Annotated in this window: 23 protein-coding genes; 19 read left to right on the top strand and 4 right to left on the bottom strand. The window is 72.5% G+C overall.

Annotation, left to right across the window (positions count from 1 at the left end):
• Positions 1-158 precede the first annotated feature (158 nt).
• The 10 genes from hrcA to ACFY9E_RS09625 all read left to right on the top strand — a co-directional run bounded on the left by hrcA (position 159) and on the right by ACFY9E_RS09625 (position 10,921).
• Positions 159-1,175, top strand: a complete 1,017-nt coding sequence (hrcA, locus tag ACFY9E_RS09670) for a heat-inducible transcriptional repressor HrcA (protein WP_390981094.1) — start codon at positions 159-161, stop codon at positions 1,173-1,175.
• Complete coding sequence (gene dnaJ / locus ACFY9E_RS09665) at positions 1,175-2,308, top strand: molecular chaperone DnaJ (protein WP_390981092.1); 1,134 nt, start codon at positions 1,175-1,177, stop codon at positions 2,306-2,308. Before hrcA ends, dnaJ begins: the two co-directional genes overlap by 1 nt.
• A 133-nt stretch (positions 2,309-2,441) precedes the next feature.
• The gene (locus ACFY9E_RS09660; protein ID WP_390981090.1) at positions 2,442-3,515 is read left to right on the top strand and encodes a nitronate monooxygenase; all 1,074 of its coding nucleotides are present in this window, start codon (positions 2,442-2,444) and stop codon (positions 3,513-3,515) included.
• The gene (locus tag ACFY9E_RS09655) at positions 3,512-4,252 is read left to right on the top strand and encodes a 16S rRNA (uracil(1498)-N(3))-methyltransferase (RefSeq protein ID WP_390981088.1); all 741 of its coding nucleotides are present in this window, start codon (positions 3,512-3,514) and stop codon (positions 4,250-4,252) included. The genes ACFY9E_RS09660 and ACFY9E_RS09655 overlap by 4 nt, the downstream gene beginning before the upstream one ends.
• 17 nt (positions 4,253-4,269) lie before the next feature.
• Positions 4,270-4,662 carry a VOC family protein gene (locus ACFY9E_RS09650; RefSeq protein WP_390981086.1) on the top strand — a complete coding sequence of 131 codons (393 nt, stop codon included), beginning with the start codon at positions 4,270-4,272 and terminating at the stop codon, positions 4,660-4,662.
• A gap of 49 nt (positions 4,663-4,711) precedes the next feature.
• Entirely contained in the window at positions 4,712-5,257 is a 546-nt protein-coding gene (locus ACFY9E_RS09645) for a hypothetical protein (RefSeq protein WP_390981084.1), read from the top strand.
• A 45-nt stretch (positions 5,258-5,302) separates the two neighbouring features.
• Entirely contained in the window at positions 5,303-8,494 is a 3,192-nt protein-coding gene (locus ACFY9E_RS09640) for a S41 family peptidase (RefSeq protein ID WP_390981082.1), read from the top strand.
• 121 nt (positions 8,495-8,615) lie between these two features.
• The gene (locus ACFY9E_RS09635; RefSeq protein ID WP_390981080.1) at positions 8,616-8,969 is read left to right on the top strand and encodes an HIT domain-containing protein; all 354 of its coding nucleotides are present in this window, start codon (positions 8,616-8,618) and stop codon (positions 8,967-8,969) included.
• 6 nt (positions 8,970-8,975) lie between these two features.
• Complete coding sequence (locus ACFY9E_RS09630) at positions 8,976-9,908, top strand: ribonuclease Z (protein WP_390981078.1); 933 nt, start codon at positions 8,976-8,978, stop codon at positions 9,906-9,908.
• Positions 9,909-9,928: 20 nt separating this feature from the next.
• Positions 9,929-10,921, top strand: a complete 993-nt coding sequence (locus tag ACFY9E_RS09625) for an adenosine deaminase (RefSeq protein WP_390981076.1) — start codon at positions 9,929-9,931, stop codon at positions 10,919-10,921.
• Positions 10,922-10,934: 13 nt separating this feature from the next.
• On the opposite strand, the gene ACFY9E_RS09620 is transcribed toward ACFY9E_RS09625, so the two are convergent.
• Both ACFY9E_RS09620 and ACFY9E_RS09615 read right to left on the bottom strand, forming a co-directional pair.
• Positions 10,935-12,248, bottom strand: a complete 1,314-nt coding sequence (locus ACFY9E_RS09620) for an MFS transporter (RefSeq protein ID WP_390981075.1) — start codon at positions 12,246-12,248, stop codon at positions 10,935-10,937.
• Between the two features lie 202 nt (positions 12,249-12,450).
• A complete protein-coding gene (locus ACFY9E_RS09615) occupies positions 12,451-13,233 on the bottom strand; it encodes an IclR family transcriptional regulator C-terminal domain-containing protein (RefSeq protein ID WP_390981074.1) in 783 nt (260 codons plus the stop codon).
• Positions 13,234-13,327: 94 nt separating this feature from the next.
• Between ACFY9E_RS09615 and ACFY9E_RS09610 the strand changes: the two genes are divergently transcribed.
• Both ACFY9E_RS09610 and ACFY9E_RS09605 read left to right on the top strand, forming a co-directional pair.
• A complete protein-coding gene (locus tag ACFY9E_RS09610) occupies positions 13,328-14,275 on the top strand; it encodes a 5-dehydro-4-deoxyglucarate dehydratase (protein WP_390981073.1) in 948 nt (315 codons plus the stop codon).
• Entirely contained in the window at positions 14,272-15,561 is a 1,290-nt protein-coding gene (locus ACFY9E_RS09605; RefSeq protein ID WP_390981071.1) for an enolase C-terminal domain-like protein, read from the top strand. Before ACFY9E_RS09610 ends, ACFY9E_RS09605 begins: the two co-directional genes overlap by 4 nt.
• A 297-nt stretch (positions 15,562-15,858) precedes the next feature.
• Here the strand turns inward: ACFY9E_RS09605 and ACFY9E_RS09600 are convergent, their stop codons facing one another.
• Complete coding sequence (locus ACFY9E_RS09600) at positions 15,859-16,338, bottom strand: MarR family transcriptional regulator (protein ID WP_390981069.1); 480 nt, start codon at positions 16,336-16,338, stop codon at positions 15,859-15,861.
• A gap of 36 nt (positions 16,339-16,374) precedes the next feature.
• Positions 16,375-17,289, bottom strand: coding sequence for an alcohol dehydrogenase catalytic domain-containing protein (locus ACFY9E_RS09595; protein WP_390981068.1), 915 nt, complete (start codon positions 17,287-17,289; stop codon positions 16,375-16,377).
• A 313-nt stretch (positions 17,290-17,602) separates the two neighbouring features.
• On the opposite strand from ACFY9E_RS09595, the gene ACFY9E_RS09590 reads away from it, so the two are divergent.
• The 7 genes from ACFY9E_RS09590 to ACFY9E_RS09560 all read left to right on the top strand — a co-directional run bounded on the left by ACFY9E_RS09590 (position 17,603) and on the right by ACFY9E_RS09560 (position 23,185).
• Positions 17,603-18,736, top strand: a complete 1,134-nt coding sequence (locus ACFY9E_RS09590) for a PfkB family carbohydrate kinase (protein WP_390981066.1) — start codon at positions 17,603-17,605, stop codon at positions 18,734-18,736.
• 178 nt (positions 18,737-18,914) lie between these two features.
• On the top strand, positions 18,915-19,982 hold the full coding sequence (locus ACFY9E_RS09585) for a PhoH family protein (protein ID WP_390981064.1): 1,068 nt from the start codon (positions 18,915-18,917) through the stop codon (positions 19,980-19,982).
• Between the two features lie 14 nt (positions 19,983-19,996).
• Positions 19,997-20,494: an rRNA maturation RNase YbeY gene (gene ybeY / locus ACFY9E_RS09580; protein ID WP_010042065.1), complete on the top strand. Its 498-nt coding sequence runs from the start codon at positions 19,997-19,999 to the stop codon at positions 20,492-20,494.
• Between the two features lie 8 nt (positions 20,495-20,502).
• The gene (locus tag ACFY9E_RS09575) at positions 20,503-21,807 is read left to right on the top strand and encodes a CNNM domain-containing protein (protein WP_390981062.1); all 1,305 of its coding nucleotides are present in this window, start codon (positions 20,503-20,505) and stop codon (positions 21,805-21,807) included.
• The gene (locus ACFY9E_RS09570; protein ID WP_390981060.1) at positions 21,804-22,163 is read left to right on the top strand and encodes an MmcQ/YjbR family DNA-binding protein; all 360 of its coding nucleotides are present in this window, start codon (positions 21,804-21,806) and stop codon (positions 22,161-22,163) included. The genes ACFY9E_RS09575 and ACFY9E_RS09570 overlap by 4 nt, the downstream gene beginning before the upstream one ends.
• Before the next feature lie 20 nt (positions 22,164-22,183).
• On the top strand, positions 22,184-22,537 hold the full coding sequence (locus ACFY9E_RS09565; protein WP_390981058.1) for a cytidine deaminase: 354 nt from the start codon (positions 22,184-22,186) through the stop codon (positions 22,535-22,537).
• A gap of 171 nt (positions 22,538-22,708) precedes the next feature.
• A complete protein-coding gene (locus tag ACFY9E_RS09560) occupies positions 22,709-23,185 on the top strand; it encodes a hypothetical protein (RefSeq protein ID WP_390981056.1) in 477 nt (158 codons plus the stop codon).

Here is a 23,185-nt window from a genome sequence, read left to right as displayed (position 1 = left end):
GCGGTGCACCCCGCCCGGGGCACGGCGCCGCACGACCAGCCTTGCCGGGGGTGCACCCCACCGCCGTACACTGGGCCGGGGAATGCTGGCACTCGCACGCGCAGAGTGCCAGGCCGGACCGGCAGGACAGCAGACGGAGACATCTGGAGGTGTGCGCGATGCTCAGTGAACGCAGGCTTCAGGTGCTGCGCGCCATCGTCCAGGACTACGTCGGCACCGAGGAGCCGGTGGGCTCCAAGGCCCTCACCGAGCGGCACAACCTCGGCGTCTCCCCGGCCACCGTCCGCAACGACATGGCGGCCCTCGAGGACGAGGGGTACATCGCCCAGCCGCACACCAGCGCCGGGCGCATCCCCACCGACAAGGGCTACCGGCTGTTCGTCGACAAGCTCGCCGGCGTCAAGCCGATGACCGCGCCCGAGCGGCGCGCGATCCAGAACTTCCTCGAGGGTGCCGTCGACCTCGACGACGTCGTGGCGCGCACGGTACGGCTGCTCGCGCAGCTCACGCGTCAGGTCGCCGTCGTGCAGTACCCGTCGCTGACCCGCTCGACCGTGCGGCATGTGGAGTTGCTCTCCCTGGCGCCCGCGCGGGTGATGCTCGTGCTGATCACGGACACCGGGCGGGTCGAGCAGCGGGTGGTCGACTGCCCGGCGCCCTTCGGCGAGGCCTCGCTCGCGGATCTGCGCGCGCGCCTCAACAGCCGCGTGGCGAACCGCCGTTTCGCGGATGTGCCGAGTCTGGTGGAGGATCTCCCGGAGGCGTTCGAGCACGAGGACCGGGGTACGGTCTCCTCGGTGCTCTCCGCACTCCTGGAGACGCTCGTCGAGGAGAACGAGGAGCGGCTGATGATCGGCGGCACCGCCAATCTGACCCGCTTCGGTCATGACTTCCCCCTCACGATCCGGCCGGTGCTGGAGGCGCTGGAGGAGCAGGTCGTGCTCCTCAAGCTGCTCGGCGAGGCGCAGGATCCGGGCGTGACCGTACGGATCGGTCACGAGAACGCCCACGAAGGACTCAACTCCACGTCCGTCGTGTCGGTCGGCTACGGTTCGGGCGGCGAGGCAGTCGCCAAGCTCGGCGTGGTCGGACCGACCCGCATGGACTACCCGGGAACGATGGGAGCGGTACGCGCAGTGGCACGGTACGTCGGACAGATCCTGGCGGAGTCGTAGTGGCCACGGACTACTACGCCGTACTCGGCGTGCGCCGCGACGCGTCGCAGGAAGAGATCAAGAAGGCCTTCCGGCGGCTCGCCCGCGAGCTGCACCCGGACGTCAACCCCGATCCGAAGACCCAGGAGCGGTTCAAGGAGATCAACGCCGCTTACGAGGTGCTGTCGGACCCGCAGAAGAAGCAGGTCTACGACCTCGGCGGCGACCCGCTCTCGCAGGCCGGCGGCGGCGCGGGCGGCTTCGGAGCCGGTGGCTTCGGAAACTTCTCGGACATCATGGACGCGTTCTTCGGCACGGCGTCGCAGCGCGGACCGCGCTCGCGCACCCGCCGCGGCCAGGACGCGATGATCCGTATCGAGATCGAGCTCGACGAGGCCGCCTTCGGCACGACCAAGGACATCCAGGTCGACACGGCCGTCGTCTGCAACACCTGCAACGGTGAGGGCGCGGCCCCGGGCACCTCCGCCCAGACGTGTGACATGTGCCGCGGCCGGGGTGAGGTCTCGCAGGTCACCCGGTCCTTCCTGGGCCAGGTCATGACATCGCGCCCCTGCCCGCAGTGCCAGGGCTTCGGCACGGTCGTCCCGACGCCGTGCCCCGAGTGCGCGGGCGACGGCCGCGTCCGGTCCCGCCGCACGCTCACGGTCAAGATCCCGGCCGGTGTCGACAACGGCACGCGCATCCAGCTCGCCGGCGAGGGTGAGGTCGGCCCCGGCGGTGGCCCGGCCGGTGACCTCTACGTCGAGATCCACGAGCTGCCCCACGCGCAGTTCCAGCGCCGCGGCGACGACCTGCACTGCACGGTGACGCTCCCCATGACGGCGGCGGCCCTCGGCACGAAGGTGCCGCTGGAGACGCTCGACGGCCTCGAAGAGGTCGACATCCGTCCGGGCACCCAGTCCGGCCAGTCGATCCCCCTGCACGGCCGGGGCATCACACACCTGCGCGGCGGCGGACGCGGCGACCTCATCGTCCACGTCGAGGTCACCACCCCGACCAAGCTCGACCCCGAGCAGGAACGCCTGCTGCGCGAGCTCTCCAAGCTCCGCGGCGAGGAACGCCCCACGGGCCAGTTCCAGCCCGGTCAGCAGGGGCTGTTCTCGCGGTTGAAGGACGCCTTCAACGGGCGCTGACGCGGGTGCTCCGAGTGCTGCCGGGTCGGTGGAAGGGCGCCTTCGACGGGCGCTGAGACCGGGTGTGCTTCTGGTCTATGCCAGTCGGCAGGCCGGTTTCGGAGTTGTTCGGAGGACGTGACAACATGCGGTCATGTCCTCCGCACTGACCGATCTCTTCCCCCTCCCGATCGTGCAGGCCCCCATGGCGGGCGGCGTCTCCGTGCCGCAGCTCGCCGCCGCCGTGTGCGAAGCGGGAGGGCTCGGTTTCCTCGCCGCCGGGTACAAGACCGCCGACGGGATGTACCAGGAGATCAAGCAGCTCCGGAGCCTCACCAACAGGCCCTTCGGCGTCAACGTGTTCATGCCGCAGCCGGAGTACGCCGACCCCGCCGCGGTCGACGTCTACGCCCACCAGCTGGCCGGCGAGGCCACCTGGTACGAGACCGAGCTCGGCGATCCGGACAGCGGACGCGACGACGGCTTCGAGGCCAAGCTCGTGGTGCTGCGCGACAACCCCGTGCCGGTGGTGTCGTTCCACTTCGGTGTCCCGAACCGTGAGGTCGTCGACACCCTGCACCGGGTCGGCACCTTCGTCCTGGCCGCCGCGACCACTCCCGACGAGGCCCGGGCCGTGGAGCGGGCGGGCGCGGACGCGGTCATCGCCCAGGGCGTCGAGGCCGGCGGCCACCAGGGCACCCACCGGGACATCCCCGAGACGGACGGGTCCGGCATCGGGCTGCTGTCGCTGATCGCCCAGGTCCGCGAGGCCGTGAGCATCCCGGTCATCGCCGCGGGCGGCATCATGCGCGGCGGCCAGATCGCCGGGGTCCTCGCGGCGGGCGCGAGCGCGGCCCAGCTGGGCACCGCGTTCCTCGCCACGCACGAGTCGGGCGCGAACGCCCTGCACAAGCAGGCGCTGACCAACCCCCTGTTCGTGCGTACGGAGTTGACCCGGGCGTTCTCCGGCCGTCCGGCACGCGGCCTCGTCAACCGGTTCCTGCGTGAGCACGGCCCGTATGCGCCCGCCGCCTACCCCGAGATCCACCACCTCACCTCGCCGCTGCGCAAGGCCGCCGCCAAGGCCGGTGACGCGCAGGGCATGGCGCTGTGGGCCGGGCAGGGGCACAAGATGGCGCGGGAGCTGCCCGCCGGGCAGCTGGTCGAGGTGCTGGCCGGGGAACTGGCCGCCGCCCGGGCGTCGTCGGCGGGCGGTGGCGTGCTGTGACCGCGCCGGTGTTCGTGGTCGAGCACTTCGACGCGGGCGGTGGCGGCCGGTACGTCCTCGACGGGCCGGAGGGGCGGCACGCCGTCTCCGTGAAGCGGCTGCGGGCCGGTGAGGACGTCGTCCTCACGGACGGGGCCGGACGCTGGGCGGACTGTGTCGTGCTCGACACGGAAGGCAAGGACCGGCTGGTCCTCCGGCTGGACTCGGTGCACGAGGAGCCTTCGGAGCAGCCCCGGGTCACCGTCGTACAGGCGCTGCCCAAGGGCGACCGCGGGGAGCTCGCCGTCGAGACGATGACCGAGGTCGGCGTGGACGCGATCGTGCCGTGGGCGGCGGCGCGCTGCATCACGCAGTGGAAGGGCGAGCGCGGCCGGAAGGCGCTGGGCAAGTGGCGGGCGACGGCCCGGGAGGCCGGCAAGCAGTCGCGCCGGGTGCGTTTCCCGGACGTCGCGGAGGCGGCCACGACCAAGCAGGTCGCCGCCCTGCTGGCGGGGGCCCGGTTCGCCGCCGTGCTGCACGAGAGCGGGGACGCGCCGCTGGCGACGGCCGAGTTGCCGGTCACCGGCGACATCGTGCTGGTCGTGGGGCCCGAGGGGGGCGTGGCGCCGGAGGAACTGGCGCTGTTCGAGGAGGCGGGGGCGCGGGCCTACCGCCTCGGGCGCAGTGTGCTGCGCACATCGACTGCCGGGACGGCCGCCGCGGCCGTGCTCCTGGCACGCACCGGACGCTGGTCCTGACCCCCCCTGGAGGCACCGTGGAACTCGCACAGGTTCGTCTGCTCGTGACCGACTTCTCCGCCTGTTACCACTTCTACGGCGAGGTCCTCGGCCTCAAGCCGCAGTCGGGGGCGGCGCGGGGGCCGTACGAGAAGTTCAGTCCCGCGGTGGGTTCGGCGGGGATCGCGTTGCAGGACCGGTCGATGATGGCCGAGGTGCTCGACGAGCTGGGCGACACGGCTGAGGGCCACCGGTCCCTGGTCGTGCTGCGGGTGGACGGGCTGGACGCGTACTGCGAGGAGATCACGATGCGCGGCGCCACGGTCCTGCACGGCCCGGCGCCCATGACGGACCGCATGCGGGTGGCGCACCTCAAGGACCCCGAGGGGAATCTGGTGGAGCTTCAGGAGTGGCTGCTGCTGCGCGGCTGACGCCTTTGCGCCCTACCGCGCGGCCCCCGTCAGTGGCAGGCTCCCTTCCATGGGGGCTTCGACGAGGAATGGGCGGGGACCGCGCGGCAGGCGCGTGGCGGTCGCGGCGACGTTCGCCGTGCTGGCCGTGGGCGGCGCGGTCGCCTGCGAACCCGGCAGCGTCAGCGCCGCGTCCGTCGCGTACACCACCGACGAGACGGTGACCAAGGAGCTCAACCGGCAGAAGGCGGGCGTGCGTTGGCTCACATGCACCGCCTCCTACGGGGAGAGCGACGGGAAGCCGTCACCCTCGGCGCGTGAACGGACCGTCGCGACCGTCGACTGCGAGGGCGAGACGAACGACGGCAAGGAGATCACCGTCGACGGCAAGGTCACCCACGCCGTGGACGGGGCCTGCGTGCGCGGGAACATCACCGCCAAGGTGGACGGCAAGGTGTGGTTCGAGGTCGACGGGCTCGGCGACTGCGACTCCACCAGCCCGCCGCCCGTCGGCGGGCCCGCGAACGGCGGGCCCGGGCCGACCGTCACCGTGACCGTCACCCAGACCATCTGGTGCGAGCGGTACCCGGACTGCCGCCCCGTCGAGGGCAAGTGATCCGAACTCTGTCCGCGCGGCGGCGTCCCTGCATAGGGTGATCGGGTGACATCGCCTGCTTACCTCCGGTTCCCCCATGTGCACGGCGACCTGGTCGCCTTCACCGCCGAGGACGACGTGTGGCTCGCTCCGCTCGACGGCGGCCGGGCCTGGCGGGTCAGCGCCGACAACATGCCGGTGACCCAGCCCCGCATCTCGCCCGACGGCACCACGGTCGCCTGGACCTCCACGAGAGACGGCGCCCCGGAGGTGCTCGTCGCCCCGGTCGACGGCGGTCCCGCCAAGCGGCTGACGTACTGGGGGAGTGCGAAGACGCAGGTGCGCGGCTGGACCCCGGACGGGGAGGTCCTGGCGATCAGCACCCAGGGCCAGGCGAGCCTGCGCCGCACCTGGGCCCGTGCCGTCCCGCTGGACGGCGGCCCGGCCGCCGTCCTGCCGTACGGGCCCGTCGGCGACGTCGCCTACGGCCCGCACACGGTGCTGCTGTCCGCGCCGATGGGCCGTGAGGCGGCCTGGTGGAAGCGGTACCGGGGCGGTACGGCGGGCAAGTTGTGGATCGACCGGGAGGACGACGGGGAGTTCGTGCGGCTGCACGAGGACCTCGACGGCAACATCGAGTACCCGCTGTGGGTGGGGGACCGCATCGCCTTCCTCTCCGACCACGAGGGCACCGGCGCGCTCTACTCCTCCCTCGCCGACGGATCCGGCCTGCGCCGGCACACGGCTCTCGACGGCTTCTACGCCCGGCACGCCGCGAGCGACGGCACCCGTGTCGTCTACTCCAGCGCCGGTGAACTGTGGGTGCTGGACGACCTGGAGGGGGCCGAGCCGCGGCGGCTGGACGTGCGGCTGGGCGGACAGCGCGCCGATCTGCAGCCGTTCCCGGTGAACGCCTCCCGCTGGTTCGGATCGGCGTCCCCAGACCACACCGCGCGCGGCAGCGCGGTCGCCGTACGCGGCTCCGTGCACTGGGTCACCCACCGCTCCGGCCCGGCCCGCGCCCTGGCCGCGACGCCCGGCGTGCGGGCCCGGCTGCCGCGGACGTTCCGCGCGGACGGCGAGGAGTGGGTGGTGTGGGTGACGGACGCCGAGGGCGACGACGCCCTGGAGTTCGCGCCCGCCACCGGACTCGCCCCCGGGGCGACACCGCGCCGGATCGCCGCCGGACAGCTCGGCCGGGTCCTGGACCTCGCCATGGCGCCCGACGGCAGCCGGGCCGCGGTCGCCTGTCACGACGGCCGCCTGCTGCTCGTGGAGCGGGAGACGGGCGAGGTGCGCGAAGTGGACCGCAGCGAGGACGGTGACGTGTCGGGGCCCGTCTTCTCGCCCGACTCGTCCTGGCTGGCCTGGTCCCACCCCGGCCCGCGGCCCCTGTGCCAGCTGAAGCTCGCCAACACCACCGACCTGTCGGTCACCGAGGCCACCCCGCTGCGCTTCCAGGACTACGCGCCCGCGTTCACGATGGACGGCAAACACCTCGCGTTCCTGTCGACCCGTTCCTTCGACCCGGTCTACGACGAGCACGTCTTCGACCTGGCCTTCGTGGAGGGCGCCCGGCCGCATCTGATCACCCTCGCGGCCACCACTCCCTCCCCGTTCGGGCCGCAGCGGCACGGCCGGTCCTTCGAGACGCCCGACCGGGAGGAGACCCCCGACAGCGAGGGCACCCCCACCACCCGCATCGACCTCGAAGGCCTCGCCGACCGCATCGTGCCCTTCCCGGTCGAGGCCGCCCGCTACACCAACCTGCGCGCCGCGAAGGACGGTGTCCTGTGGCTGCGCCACCCGGTCGCCGGTGTCCTCGGCGCGTCCCGGGCCACCCCGGACGACCCCGAGCCCAAGTCCGAACTGGAGCGCTACGACCTCGCCCAGCAGCGCATCGAGCATCTCGCCGTCGACGCCGACCACTTCGCGGTGAGCGGCGACGGCAAGCGGGTGCTGCTGTGGACCGACGGGCGGCTGAAGGTCGTTCCCAGCGACCGGCGCGCCTCGAACGACGACGACAGCGACACGAACATCACCGTCGACCTGAGCCGGGTACGCCAGATCGTCGACCCGGCGGCCGAGTGGCGCCAGATGTTCGACGAGAACGGCCGCATCATGCGGGACCACTTCTGGCGGCCCGACATGAGCGGCGTCGACTGGGACGGCGTCCTCGACCGCTACCGCCCGGTCGTGGAGCGGGTCGCCACCCACGACGACCTGGTCGACCTGTTGTGGGAGGTCCAGGGCGAACTGGGCACCTCGCACGCCTACGTCATCCCGCGCGGGGGACGCGGCGGCGGCCCCCGCCAGGGCCTGCTCGGCGCCGACCTCTCCCGCCACGAGGACGGCAGCTGGCGCGTCGACCGCATCCTGCCCTCCGAGACCTCCGACCCGGACGCCCGCAGCCCGCTGGCCGCGCCGGGCGTCGCGGTACGCCCCGGGGACGCGATCGTCGCGGTCGCGGGACAGCCGGTCGACCCGGTGGCCGGCCCCGGCCCGCTGCTGATCGGCACGGCCGACAAGCCGGTGGAGCTGACCATCTCCCCGTCCGGCGGCGGCGATCCCCGGCACGCCGTGGTCGTCCCGGTCGCCGACGAGGAGCCCCTGCGCTACCACGCCTGGGTCGCCGACCGGCGCGCCTACGTCCACGAGAAGTCCGGCGGCCGCCTCGGCTATCTCCACGTCCCGGACATGCAGGCCCCCGGCTGGGCCCAGATCCACCGCGACCTGCGGGTCGAGGTCGCCCGCGAGGGCCTGGTCGTCGACGTCCGCGAGAACCGCGGCGGCCACACCTCCCAGCTGGTCGTGGAGAAGCTCGCCCGCCGCATCGTCGGCTGGGCCGTCCCGCGCGGCATGCGCGCCTACAGCTATCCGGAGGACGCCCCGCGCGGCCCCGTCGTGGCCGTCGCCAACGAGTTCTCCGGCTCCGACGGCGACATCGTCAACGCCGCCATCAAGGCCCTGGGTCTCGGCCCGGTCGTCGGCACCCGCACCTGGGGCGGTGTCATCGGCATCGACAGCCGCTACCGCCTGGTCGACGGCACCCTCGTGACCCAGCCCAAGTACGCCTTCTGGCTGCAGGGCTACGAGTGGGGCGTGGAGAACCACGGCGTGGACCCGGACGTGGAGATCGTCCAACGCCCCCAGGACTACGCGGCGGACAGGGACACCCAGCTGGACGAGGCGATCCGGCTGGCCCTGGAAAGCCTGGAGGCGGCACCCGCGAAAACGCCCCCGGGCTTGCCCACCTGAGGGTGCGGGGCTGTGTCGGTGCGCGGCTCCGCCGTGTGGGCGCGACCAGCCGCAACCCACCCGCACCCGGCGACGATACGATGCCCAAGTCGGACCGTACGGCCCAACCCTCGGAGGAGACATGGCAGGGGAACCCCAGGACGACTGCCTGTTCTGCAAGATCGTCGCCGGCACCGTCCCGGCGACGATCGTCCGCCAGACGGACACCACCATCGCGTTCCGGGACATCAACCCCCAGGCCCCCAGCCACGTCCTGATCATCCCCAAGGCGCACTACGAGAACGCCGCCGCCCTCGCCGCCGCCGATCCGGCCCTCACCGCGGACGTGCTCCGCGAGGCCCAGGCCGTCGCCGACGAGGAGAAGCTCGACAGCTACCGCCTGGTCTTCAACACGGGCAGCGGCGCGGGCCAGACGGTGTGGCACGTGCACGGCCATGTGCTCGGCGGCCGTGGCCTCCACTGGCCCCCTGGATGATCCGCCGTGTCCGTACGTGAACTCGTCGTCCTCGGCACCGCCAGCCAGGTCCCGACCCGGCACCGCAACCACAACGGCTATCTGCTGCGCTGGGACGGCGAGGGCATTCTGTTCGACCCCGGCGAGGGCACGCAGCGCCAGATGCTGCGCGCCGGGGCCGCCGCGCACGACCTGAACCGGATCTGCGTCACGCACTTCCACGGCGACCACTGCCTCGGCCTCGCCGGTGTGATCCAGCGCATCAACCTCGACCGGGTCCCGCACGCGATCACCGCCCACTACCCCCGCTCCGGACAGCGCTTCTTCGACCGGCTCCGGTACGCCACGGCCTACCGCGAGACCGTCGGCATCACCGAGGCCCCGGTCGACGCCGACGGGCCCCTCGCCCGCACCGGCGGCTACACGCTGGAGGCCCGGAAGCTGTCGCACCCGGTGGAGTCGTACGGCTACCGGCTCGTCGAGCCCGACGGCCGCCGCATGCTGCCCGAGCGGCTCGCCGCGCACGGCATCGCGGGCCCGGACGTCGGCCGCATCCAGCGCGAGGGCTTTCTCGGCGGGGTTCACCTCGACGCCGTCAGCGAGGTGCGGCGCGGGCAGCGGTTCGCGTTCGTCATGGACACCCGGCTGTGCGACGGCGTGTACGCGCTGGCCGAGGACTGCGACATGCTCGTCATCGAGTCGACCTTCCTCGACGAGGACGAGGAACTCGCCGTCGAGCACGGGCACCTGACCGCCGGTCAGGCCGCGCGGGTGGCCCGGGACGGCGGTGTGCGCCACCTCGTGCTGACCCACTTCAGCCAGCGCTACACCGACCCTGGGGGCACCTCCCGGACGGAGTCCGGAGGAGAGTTCGAGCGGCAGGCGCGGGCCGCCGGGTACGACGGTGAGCTGACCGTGGCCCACGATCTCCTGCGGGTACCGGTTCCGAAGCGTCGGTGAAACGGTCGTACGATGAATTGATGTCCCTCCCCAAAGCCGAACTGCACCTTCACATCGAAGGCACCCTGGAACCGGAACTCGCCTTCGAGCTCGCCACCCGAAACGGCCTCACGCTGCCGTACGCCGACACGGACGAGCTGCGCGAGGCCTACCGGTTCGAGGACCTCCAGTCCTTCCTGAACCTGTACTACGAGCTCATGGCCGTCCTGCGCACCGAGCGGGACTTCGAGGACCTGGCGAACGAGTACCTCGCCCGGGCGGCCGCGCAGGGCGTGCGGCACGCGGAGATCTTCTTCGACCCGCAGGCCCACACCAGCCGCGGCCTGGAGCTCGGCACGGTCGTCGAGGGGCTGTGGCGCGCGCTGGGGAACAGCGAGGCGAACCACGGCGTCTCCACCCGGCTGATCCTGTGCTTCCTGCGCGACGAGTCCGCCGAGTCGGCCCTGGCCACGCTGGACGCCGCCAAGCCCTACCTGGACCGGATCACCGGGGTCGGTCTCGACTCGGCCGAGGTCGGGCACCCGCCGGTGAAGTTCCGCGAGGTCTACGAGAGGGCCGCCGCGCTCGGCCTGCGGCGGGTCGCCCACGCCGGTGAGGAGGGCCCGCCCGAGTACATCACCGAGGCGCTGGACGTCCTCGGGGTCGAGCGGGTCGATCACGGGCTGCGCTGTGTGGAGGACCCCGCGCTGGTGGAGCGGCTGGTGCGCGAGCGGGTGCCGCTGACGCTGTGCCCGCTGTCCAACGTGCGGCTGCGCACGGTCGACACCCTCGCCGACCACCCCCTGCCCGCCATGCTGGACGCCGGCCTCATGTGCACGGTCAACTCCGACGACCCGGCCTACTTCGGCGGTTACGCCGGCGACAACTTCGAGGCGGTGCGCGCCACTCTCGGCCTCACCGAGGAACGGCTGCGGGAACTCGCCCGCAACTCCTTCCTCGCCTCCTTCCTGGAGGACGACGAGGAGCTGCGGGCGCGGTATCTGGCCGAGGTGGAGGCCTACACCTTCGGATAGCTCCGGGCGGGTCTCAGAGGACCTCCGAACCCGCCTTGCCGTAGGCGCGCTGGGCGGGGACGGCGGCGGCCTCCACCGGGATCTCCACCACGGGCTGCTCCGGGGCGCCGATCTCGGGGATCGCGCCGGTGGGCGTGCCGGTGGCGGCGGCGACCAGGGCGGCCGGGTGGCCGCCGCGGCGGCGGATCGCGCCGGGCAGCAGCGGACGTCCGCCGGTGTGCAGGGCGACGGCGGTCATCGGCAGGGCGATCACCAGCAGCCCCCCGCCGAGCACCGCGCCCATGGCCGGGAACCCGGCCTGCGCCGACAGCACGCTGCCGGTCAGCGGCCCGGCGGCGGTGCCCAGCGAGGACGCCGATCCGACCAGCACCGCCCAGCGGCCGCGCGGGTCGAGCGAGGCGGCGAGCCCGATGAGGTACGACAGCACCACCGGGTAGAGCGTGTTCCAGGCGATCTCGCCGGCCGCGAAGCTCCCGAAGCCGGTCGCGGAGGCGCTGAGGACGATGCAGCCCGCGATGAGGACGGTGCCCAGGCCGATCGGCACCGCGCGTCCGAGGCGTGCCCCGAGGGCACCGGCCGCCAGGACACCGGCGAGCCCGGCGCCGAGCGCCACCGCGAAGACGGCGCCGACGGTGGCCTCGCCCAGGTGCGCCTGCTCCAGCCCTATCCGGCCGCTCACGCCCCACAGGGAGTTCTGCGCGAGCGACCAGCACACCATGGCGGCGGCCAGCACCAGCCCGGAACGGGCGTGGGGCAGCCGGGCCTTGCCGTGCCGGGTGGGCGCCGGGGGCGTCCCGACGGGGAGACGGCCGGTCAGCGGCCACACGGCCAGGGCCGTGAGGGCGATCGCGGCCAGGGGCAGACCGTGCCCGGGGCCGAGGTGCGGCACCGTCAGATACACCGCGCCCGCGAGGCCGGAGACGCTCAACAGCCCGGCGGTGGAGGCCCGGTGCGGGTCCCGCTGGGCCGCGATGAGGGTGGCGGCGACGGTGGTGGCCGTGCCCGAGCCGAAGCCGCCGACGACCGCGCCGGCGACGACGGCGGGAATCGCGGTGGCCAGGGCGGCGCCGCCGTAGCCGAGGAGGGCCAGGGCGAGGCCGAGGCGGGCGAGCGTGCGGGCTCCGACCCGCTCGACCCGGGAGGCCAGGACGAATCCGGCGGCGGCCGAACTCAGCAGCAGGGCACTGCCGACGGCGCCGGCCTGCGTGGCGGAGAGCGGAAGTCCCGAGTCGAGCCGGCCGACGGTGGTCGGCAGCAGATACGGGGCGAGGTACCCGGCCGTGAAAAGGGCGACGAGGGGCCAGGGCGTGGTGCGAGGGGCGAACACGGGCGTTCCCAGGGCATGCGAAAGGAGCGGCAGAAAGGGGGAGGGGGCGACGACCGTCGACGGACAGGAACGCGCGGGCAATTTGTATCAAGCAAGCAGTCGGAGGCGTGAACCCGGGGGGTGTGATGTGGAGCACGTTGCGTTTGGGGCGGTGACACCCGGGTAAACGCGGTTCTTTCCCCTTGTGGGGCAGGTGTTTTCGCTACCGCCAGTGCACCGCTCCGGGACCGCCCGGAACCGTCGCCTCGGCCTTCACCCGGATCTCCCGCATCACCGCGACGATCCGCTCCTCGTGGGCGGGCGTGAGCCGGGCGACCGGCACCGAGCAGCTGATCGCGTCCAGCGCGGGAGTGTCGTAGCGCAGCGCGAACCCGAAGCCGACGATGCCGGTCACCCCCTCCTCGCGGTCCACCGACCAGCCGCGCGCCCGGGTCCGCGCGAGGTCGGCCGCCAGGGACTCCCTGCTGGTGTGCGAGTTCGGGGTCAGTGCCTCGTACGGCCCCTCGGGCAGTTCCGCGTCCGGGCGCTCCGCCAGCAGGGCCTTGCCCAGGGCGCCGACGTGCGCGGGCAGGCGCCGCCCCACCCGGCTGATGGTCCGCAGGTACTCGTGCGACTCGCGCGTCGCCAGATACGCCACGTCCCGGCCGTCCAGCCGGCCCATGTGGACGGTCTCGCCCAGCGCCTCGGACGCCTCGTCGAGATACGGCCGCACCGCCCGGACCCGCGGGTCGGAGTCGAGGTAGCTCGTGCCGGTGAGCAGGGCGTGGATGCCGATGCCGTACAGGGAGCCGGTGACGTCGGTGCGGACCCAGCCGCGTGAGATCAGGGTCTGCAGCAGCGCGTACATCGAGCTGCGCGGCACGCCGAGTTCGTCGGCCAGCTCCTGGAGCCGCGCCGGGCGGTCGCCGCGCGCGGCGAGGAGTTCCAGCAGCTCGACCGTGCGCGCCGCGGACTTCACCTCGCGGACGCCCCCTGTGTCTGACATGCGCCGATGGTAATCGGGCCGCCGGGGCCGTTGACGTTCTCATACTCAGCCCTCATTCTCATACGTGGATGATGTCTACATGAGGAGATGGGTGATGACCGTGAGCGCTGGTCCGACAGCGGTCGCTCAGCGGCTGCGGGACGGGATGGCGGACGGCGTGCTGTCGTTCCCGCTGACCGCCTTCCGCGACGACGGCACCCTCGACCCGGACGGCTTCCGCGCCCATGTCGCGGGGCGGCTCGCCGCCGCGCCCGGCGCCGTCTTCCCGGCCTGTGGCACCGGCGAGTTCTTCTCGCTCGACGAGGACGAGTACCGGCAGGTCGTCACCATCACCGTCGAGGAGGCGGCGGGCCGCGTCCCCGTCGTCGCGGGCATCGGCTACGGCTGGGCGCAGGCCGTCCGGTTCGCGCGCATCGCCGAGGACGCCGGAGCCGACGCGCTCCTGGTGCTGCCGCACTACCTGGTCGCCGCCCCGCAGGACGGCCTGGTCGCCCAGCTGGAGCAGATCGCCGCCCGCACCCCGCTGCCCCTGATCGCCTACCAGCGCGGCCAGGTCGCCTTCACCGCCGACTCGCTCCGGCGCGTCGCCGCCCTGCCGAACGTCATCGGCCTCAAGGACGGCCACAGCGACCTCGACCGCCTCCAGCGCCTGACACTGGCCGCGCCCGAGGACTTCCTGTTCTTCAACGGGGCCTCCACCGCCGAGATCCAGGCCCGCGCCTACGCCACCGTCGGTGTGCCCGCCTACTCCTCGGCCGTCCACGCCTTCGCCCCCGAGATCGCCGGAGCCTTCTTCACCGCCCTGCGCGAGGGCGACCACGGCACCGTCGACAAGCTGCTGCGCGACTTCTACGTGCCGTTCGTCGAACTGCGCGACCGCGTCCCCGGGTACGCCGTGTCGCTGGTGAAGGCCGCGGCCCGGCTGCGCGGCCACCGGGTGGGCCCGGTGCGCGCCCCCCTCACCGACCCCTCGCCCGCCGACCTGTCGGCCCTCACCGCCGTCCTCACCGCCGGACTCGACCTCGTGGGAGGCGCCCCGTGAACCTCGCCATCACCGACGTCCGCCTGACGCCGATCCTGGTCGCGGACCCGCCGCTGCTGAACACCCAGGGCGTGCACCAGCCGTACACGCCCCGGCTGATCGTCGAGGTCGTCACGGCCGACGGCATCACCGGCGTGGGGGAGACCTACGGCGACGCCACGTACCTGGAGCTGGCCCGGCCCTTCGCCGAGCGGCTGAAGGGGCGTCAGGTCAGCGATCTGAACGGCCTGTTCACCGTCGCGGACCGGGTCGCGGTGGACGCCTCACGCGTGGCGAACGCCGTCGACGTCGGCGGGCTGCGCGGCGTCCAGACGGCCGACAAGCTGCGGCTCTCCGTCGTCTCCGGCTTCGAGGTCGCCTGCCTGGACGCCCTCGGCAAGGCGCTGGGACTGCCCGTGCACACGCTGCTCGGCGGCAAGGTGCGCGACGCCGTCGAGTACAGCGCCTACCTGTTCTACAAGTGGGCCGGCCACCCCGGGGGCGTGCCGGCCGAGAAGGACGACTGGGGTCCCGCCGTCGATCCGGCGGGAGTGGTGGAACAGGCCCGCCGGTTCAAGGAGCGCCACGGCTTCACCTCCTTCAAGCTCAAGGGCGGCGTCTTCCCGCCCGGTGAGGAGATCGCCGCCGTACGGGCGCTCGCCGAGGCCTTCCCGGGGCACCCGCTGCGGCTCGACCCGAACGGCGCCTGGTCCGTCGAGACGTCCGTGAAGGTGGCCCGCGAGCTCGGGGACGTCCTGGAGTACCTGGAGGACCCGGCGCTCGGCACACCCGCCATGGCCGAGGTCGCCGGACGCACCGGAGTGCCGCTCGCCACCAACATGTGCGTGACGACCTTCGCCGAGATCGAGGAGGCGTTCACCCGCGGCGCGGTCCAGGTCGTGCTCTGCGACCACCACTACTGGGGCGGACTGCGCAACACCCAGCAGCTCGCCGCCGTCTGCCGCGCCTTCGGCGTCGGCGTGTCGATGCACTCCAACACCCACCTCGGCATCTCCCTCGCCGCGATGACCCACGTGGCGGCCACCCTCCCGGACCTCCACCACGCCTGCGACTCCCACTACCCCTGGCAGTCGGAGGACGTCCTCACCGAGCGGCTCGTCTTCGAGGACGGCAAGGTCGCCGTGTCCGACGCCCCCGGCCTCGGCGTGGAGCTCGACCGCGAGCGGCTGGCCGCACTGCACCGGCGGTGGCTGGACGACGACGGCGCCCTGCGGGACCGCGACGACGCGGCGGCGATGCGGGTCGCCGACCCGGAGTGGGCGACACCCGCGATGCCCCGCTGGTAGCACCCGCTCACGCCGCGACGGGATGGAGGACCAGCTCGGCGCGCTCGGCCCGGTCCTCGCGAGTCGTTTCCGCGTGCCGGTCCGGGCGTGGGGCTGCGCCCGCGTGGCGCTGGGGGCCCGCAGTGGTCCACCGTGCGGGTGCGTGCCTCCGGCCGCGGCGATTCGCCGCTCACAGGCGGAGCTGAGGTATTTCCTCTGAATTCCTGGGCCCGGGCGGCGAGGGCTGCCCTCGGGCAAGCCCTTGCTCCGCACGGCCCGGAGACGGTGCCGGCGAGTCAGCCGGCCTTCCGGGCCTGCTTACTCCGCGGACGGCTGTCGGCTGTGGTCCCTGACCGACCTCTCGATGATGTGCGCGCACGTGGTGAATGCCTGGATCCGGTCAGGGGTGAGGTCGCGCACGGAGACCTGTTCCAGGGTGCGCCACAGGTCGGCGATGGGCTCCTGGAGAGCACGGCCGGCATCGGTGAGGTGCACCACCATGACCCGCCGGTCGTGGGAGGCGGGCTCCCGGGTGAGCAGTCCGGCCTCCTGCATACGGCGCAGGGACTTGGAGACGGTGGAGTGGTCGAGACCGGCCCGCTCCAGCAGTTCCGCCTGGGTCCGGCCGTCGTGGTCGAAGAGCTGCATCAGCAGCAGTTCCTGCCCCGGGTGCAGGTTCATGGCGCGCAGCATGGCGGCGGCACGGGCGCGGTGGGTGCGGGCGAGCTGGAAGATGGCGTAGCTCAACGGCCCCCCTCCCGCCGTGCTCGGCAGCTCTGATGAGGTGGTGTCCGACATGGCTGCTTCCTCGTCACCCGACAAGTGGGTGATGGATCAGTCGACGGTGAGGACGATCTTGCCGCGGTTGTGGCCGGCGTCGCTGGCCTGCTGCGCCTTGGCCGCCTCGGCGAGGGGGTAGGCGGCGCTGATCGTGGTGACCAGGGTGCCGTCGGCGGCCTGCTGGGCCAGCTCGGCGAGGCGGGCGGCGGAGCGGCGCTGGGGACCCTCGGCGAACACGATGCCGAGTTCGGCGGCGCGGAAGTCGGCGGTGGTGACGATCCGGTCGGTGCCGCCGCGCAGGGTGATGGAGTCCTCCAGTGCGCCCTTGCCCGCGGCGTCGAAGACGGCGTCCACTCCTTCGGGGGCGAGTCCACGGACCCGCTCGACCAGGTTGTCCCCGTAGACCAGTGCGGTCGCGCCGAGCGAGGCGACGTACTCCTGGTTGCCCGGTCCGGCGGTGCCGATGACGCGGGCGCCGCGGGCGACGGCCAGCTGAACGGCGATGGTGCCGAGCGCGCCGGACGCGCCATGGATCAGCAGCGTCTCACCGGAGGTGACACCGAGCAGGTCCAGGACTCGTTCGGCGCCGTCGCTCGCCACGGGCAGGGCGGCGGCGTGCGTCCAGTCCAGACTGGCCGGCTTGGGAGCGAGGACGGCTGCGGAGGCCAGGGCGTACTGGGCGTAGGAGCCGGTGTCGGACCAACCCAGAACCCCGTCCCCCACCTTCAGGTGGTCGACGCCCTCACCGACGGCGTCGACCACACCGGCGATCTCCCCGCCGGGCACGGCGGGCAGGGTGGTGGGGAAGATGGCCTCCATGCCACCGGAGCGGATCTTGCCGTCCACCGGGTTGACGCCGACAGCCTGGACGCGCACACGGACCTGGCCGGGGCCGGGCCGGGGGATGTCGATCTCCGCCTCGTGCAGGACCTCGGTGCCGCCGAACCTGTCGAAAACGATGGCCTTCATGGCTGCTCTCCTCGCAGTGGGACGCCGCGCCGGTCGCATTCTGTGGCCAGCCACATAAAAGTAGCACCGATTATGTGGCTGGCCAAGTAATCGCTCGGGGAAGCTTCCGGAAGCGGGCCGCCCTGTCGTCGTTCGATCGCCTGACGACAGGCGACCCGCGCGTCCTGAAACCGTGCGGTCCGGGGCTCGCGGCGGCCCGGCCCATGGCCGACTCGGGCCGTGCGTCAGCGAACGCGCCGGGATCCACGAGGCGTCACGATGCCGGTGATGTGGTGCAGACTGGCCTGATCCGCACCACGTCAGGGAGCGCATCGTGACCGCGTCCACCGCCCCGGCCGGAAAGGGCCCGGGAAAGGGATCGCACCGCCAGAGCCAGGTCGATCCCCTCGCCCCGCTGCGCAGGCCGGACGACCCGCCCTGGGACGTCTATCTCACCGGCACCGTCTTCCTGGACATCATCTTCACCGGCCTCGACTCCGCCCCCGTGCGGGGCACGGAGTCCTGGGCGCGCGGGATGGGATCGAGCCCCGGCGGCGTCGCCAACATGGCGACCGCCCTGGCCCGCCTCGGCCTGCGGACGTCCCTCGCGGCCGCCTTCGGAGACGACCACTACGGCGACTACTGCTGGGACGCCCTGGAGCACGGCGAGGGCATCGACCTCTCCCCGTCGCGCACGGTGCCCGGCTGGCACTCCCCGGTGACCGTCTCCATGGCCTACGAGGGGGAACGCACGATGGTCTCGCACGGCCACGAGCCGCCCCCCGAGGAGCCCGCACCCGTATGCCCGCCCCGCGCACGGGCCGCCGTCGCCTCCCTCGCACCCGGCGTGAGCGCGCCCTGGATCGCCCAGGCCGCGAGCAACGGCACCCGCGTGTTCGGCGACGTCGGCTGGGACGACACCGGGGCGTGGGATCTGGCGGCGCTGCCCGACCTGCGGCACTGCGAGGCGTTCCTGCCGAACGCGGAGGAGGCCATGCGGTACACCGGCGCGGACTGTCCCCGGACCGCCGCGCACGCCCTGACCGAGTACGTGCCGCTCGCGGTGGTCACCCTCGGCGCGGACGGTGCGTACGCCGTGGACCGGCGGACGGGGGAGACGGCGGAGGTACCGGCGATCGAGGTCGAGGCACTCGACCCGACGGGGGCCGGGGACGTGTTCGTCGCCGGGTTCGTGGCCGGGACCCTGGCGGACTGGCCGCTGGCGGACCGGCTGGCGTTCGCCGGACTGACGGCGGCGCTGTCGGTCCAGGAGTTCGGGGGGTCGCTGTCGGCGCCGGGGTGGTCGGAGATCGCGGCGTGGTGGCGGAAGGTGCAGTCGGTCGCAGGACAGTCGCCGGCGGCACTGGAGCGGTACGGGTTCCTGGCGGGGCTCGTGTCGGAGGAACTGGTGAGGCCCTGGCCGCTGCGGCGCGCCGTGCCCACGATCGGCTTCCGCCGCTCCGCCTGACACCCCGGCCGTCCAGGGGGCTCTCCCGGACCCCGGCCCGCGCCGCCCCCCGGTTTCCCACCCCGTCCCCAAAACCCCTACGGCGATGTCACTCCCGCGTCGTACCCTGGGAATCGCGAGGCCGCCCTCAGCTACGCGGCCGTGACGAGGAGGAACCGCAGGCCTTCAGCGCCGGCCCATGACTCAGACACCCACAGCTCACACCCCCGCGCAGGAGCAGGCGAGAGCACAGCTCACCGTCCCCGCCCAGCACCCCATGGTGACCGTTCTGGGGTCCGGCGACTCCCTCCTGCGCGTGATCGAGAAGGCCTTCCCGGCGGCCGACATCCACGTCCGGGGCAACGAGATCAGCGCGGTCGGCGACTCCAAGGACGTCGCCCTCATTTCGCGCGTTTTCGACGAGATGATGCTGGTGCTCCGCACCGGGCAGCCGATGACGGAGGACGCAGTGGAACGCTCGATCGCCATGCTCAAGGCGAGCGACAACGGCGAGAGCGACGGCCAGGAGACCCCGGCCCAGGTGCTCACGCAGAACATCCTGTCCTCGCGTGGCCGCACGATCCGCCCCAAGACGCTCAACCAGAAGCGCTACGTGGACGCGATCGACAAGCACACGATCGTCTTCGGCATCGGCCCCGCCGGCACCGGAAAGACCTACCTGGCGATGGCCAAGGCGGTGCAGGCCCTGCAGTCCAAGCAGGTCAACCGCATCATCCTGACCCGTCCCGCGGTCGAGGCCGGAGAGCGGCTCGGCTTCCTCCCGGGCACGCTCTACGAGAAGATCGACCCGTACCTGCGCCCGCTCTACGACGCCCTGCACGACATGCTCGACCCGGACTCGATCCCGCGGCTGATGGCGGCGGGCACCATCGAGGTCGCGCCGCTCGCCTACATGCGCGGCCGTACGCTCAACGACGCGTTCATCATCCTGGACGAGGCCCAGAACACGAGCCCCGAACAGATGAAGATGTTCCTCACCCGCCTCGGCTTCGAGTCGAAGATCGTGATCACGGGTGACGTGACGCAGGTCGACCTGCCCGACGGGACGAAGAGCGGTCTGCGCCAGGTGCAGGACATCCTGGAAGGTGTCGAGGACGTGCATTTCTCCCGGCTGTCGTCCCAGGACGTCGTCCGGCACAAGCTGGTGGGCCGTATCGTCGACGCGTACGAGAAGTACGACACCACGCACGGCACCCAGAACGGCGCGCACAAGGGCCGCGGCAAGTCCGGGCACAAGGGGAAGTAGACACACACAGCACCATGTCGATCGACGTCAACAACGAGTCCGGCACCGAGGTCGACGAGCAGGCGATCCTCGACATCGCCCGCTACGCGCTCGCTCGGATGCGCATCCACCCGCTCTCCGAGCTCTCGGTGATCGTCGTGGACGCCGACGCCATGGAGCAGCTCCACATCCAGTGGATGGACCTCCCGGGTCCGACGGACGTCATGTCCTTCCCGATGGACGAGCTGCGACCGCCCTCCAAGGACGACGACGAGCCGCCGCAGGGGCTGCTCGGCGACATCGTGCTGTGCCCCGAGGTCGCCGAGAAGCAGGGCAAGGAAGCCGACACGCAGCACTCCATGGACGAGGAGCTCCAGCTGCTCACCGTCCACGGAGTGCTGCACCTGCTGGGCTACGACCACGAGGAACCGGACGAGAAGGCCGAGATGTTCGGCCTCCAGGCGGCCATCGTGGACGGCTGGCGCGCGGAGCGGGGCCTGACCGGCCCGTCCCCGGCGCCGACGGTCTCCTAAGCCCGCCGATGAGTCCTCAACTCGCCCTGGGCGCCATCGCCCTGGTCGTCGTGGCCTGGCTCGCCGCCTGCGCGGAGGCGGGCCTCGCGCGCGTCTCCAGCTTCCGCGCCGAGGAGGCCGTGCGCTCCGGCCGCCGCGGCAGCGCCAAGCTCTCCCAGGTCGCCGCCGACCCGACCCGCTACCTCAACGTCGCGCTGCTGGTCCGCGTCGCCTGCGAGATGGCCGCCGCCGCCCTGATCACCTACGGCTGCCTGCAAGCGTTCGACGGCACCACCGAGGCCCTCCTGGTCGCCATCGCGGTCATGGTCCTCGTGTCGTACGTCGCCGTCGGCGTCTCCCCGCGCACCATCGGCCGGCAGCACCCCCTGAACACCGCGACGCTCTCGGCGTACGTCCTGGTGCCGCTGGCCCGGATCATGGGCCCGATCCCGTCGCTGCTCATCCTCATCGGCAACGCGCTCACGCCCGGCAAGGGCTTCCGCCGCGGCCCCTTCGCCTCCGAGGCGGAGCTGCGCGCGCTGGTCGACCTCGCCGAGAAGGAGTCCCTCATCGAGGACGAGGAGCGCCGCATGGTGCACTCGGTCTTCGAGCTGGGCGACACCCTCGTCCGCGAGGTCATGGTCCCGCGCACGGACCTGGTGGTCATCGAGCGCTTCAAGACCATCCGCCAGGCCCTCACCCTCGCCCTGCGCTCCGGCTTCTCGCGCATCCCGGTGACCGGCGAGAGCGAGGACGACATCGTCGGGATCGTCTATCTGAAGGACCTCGTCCGCAAGACGCACATCAGCCGCGACGCCGAGTCCGAGCAGGTGTCCACGGCCATGCGCCCCGCCTTCTTCGTGCCCGACACCAAGAACGCCGGTGACCTGCTGCGCGAGATGCAGAAGGAACGCAACCACGTCGCCGTGGTCATCGACGAGTACGGCGGCACGGCCGGCATCGTCACCATCGAGGACATCCTCGAGGAGATCGTCGGCGAGATCACCGACGAGTACGACCGTGAACTGCCGCCGGTGGAAGACCTCGGCAAGGACCGCTTCCGGGTCACCGCCCGCCTCGACATCGGGGACCTGGGCGAGCTGTACGGCCTGGAGGCCTTCGACGACGAGGACGTCGAGACGGTCGGCGGCCTGCTGGCCAAGGCGCTGGGCCGCGTCCCCATCGCGGGCGCCTCCTCCGTCGTGAACCTGCCCGACGGCCGCGAGCTGCGCCTGACCGCGGAGGCCGCCGCCGGCCGCCGGAACAAGATCGTGACGGTGCTGGCGGAGCCGGTGGACCCGGCGGACCCGCCCGGGGAGGAGAAGCCGGAATGACTCCCCAGGAGTTGCGCGCGTTCTGCCTGTCGTTCAACGCGGCGGTGGAGGACTTCCCGTTCAGCCCGGAGATCTCGGTCTTCAAGGTGCAGGGCAAGCTCTTCGCCCTGTCGCACCTGGACGCGCGCCCGCTGAAGGCCAACCTCAAGTGCGACCCGGAGGAGGCCATTCGCCTGCGCCGCGAGCACGAGGGGCTGATCGTCCCGGGCTGGCACATGAACAAGCGCCACTGGAACACGGTCACCGTCGACGGCGCCCTCCCGGACGAGCTGGTCCGGGAGCTCATCGAGGACTCCTACGACCTGGTCGTCGCGGGTCTGCCGCGAGCGGACCGCCTCCGCCTCGACCGCGGCTGACGTTTCCGTATGCTCGGATCATGACCGACAGCAGCGCGCTCGACCCCGAGGACCGCAAGATCGTCACCCTGGCCCGTTCCGCGCGGGCCCGCAACGGCGTGCCCGAGGGCGCGGCCGTACGGGACGAGACCGGACGCACCTATGTCGCGGGCACCGTGGCCCTCGACTCCCTGAAGCTCAGTGCCCTGCGGACGGCGGTGGCGATGGCGGTGGCCTCGGGCGCCCGCTCGCTGGAGGCGGCCGCGGTCGTGACGGAGGCGGAGACCGCGTCCGCGGAGGACCTGGCGGCGGTACGGGACCTGGGCAGCGGCGAGACGCCGGTCCTGGTGGCCGGGCCGGACGGGACGGTCCGGACCACCGTCACCGCCGGCTGAACTTCGATGTGACCGGCGGTAATGAGGCCAGTTTTCGACCTTGCCGCCTCGTGCCCCACGCGCATCAATGGAACCGCAAGTTCCGACGGACCGTCAGGTCCGGTTCTCGCGCAGCGTGCCCGCACTCACCTGCCGAGCGGTCCCCCCACACGGAAAGGGAGCCGGAATCCCATGAGATGCAAGCGAATCGGAGCAGGTGCGGCACTGGCGGCCGGGGCCCTCGCGGTCACCGGCCTCGCCTTCGCCCCCGCGGCCCTCGCCGTCACCCCCCAGACGGCGACGATCAGCGCGGACTGCGGCGGCTTCGGCAGCGGCGAGGCCACGCTCACGGCCACGCAGGACGGCACCGCCGCCACCCTCACGGTCAAGTCCTCCGCGATCACGGCGCCCATCGCGCTGGGAGAGGACTCGATCTCGTCCACCCTCACCCTGGTGAAGAGCGGCGGCGGAACCGTCGACTTCACCGGCACGGAGAACCCGGCGACGGCCGCCGGAGCCCCCGTCGAGGTCGGCCCCCTCAGCGGCACCGTGGCCTCCGGCGACAGCCTGGAGGCCTTCGGCGGCTCGCTGAGGATGACCGTCTTCGGCATCACCATCACCTGCACGGCGACCGGGCCGCAGTCACCGGGCCCGTTCGTGTTCGACTGA

Origin of the sequence: Streptomyces sp. NPDC012466 (genome assembly GCF_042955215.1) — a bacterium.
Lineage (GTDB): Bacteria > Actinomycetota > Actinomycetes > Streptomycetales > Streptomycetaceae > Streptomyces.
This window is presented reverse-complemented; position numbering and strand designations above follow the sequence as displayed.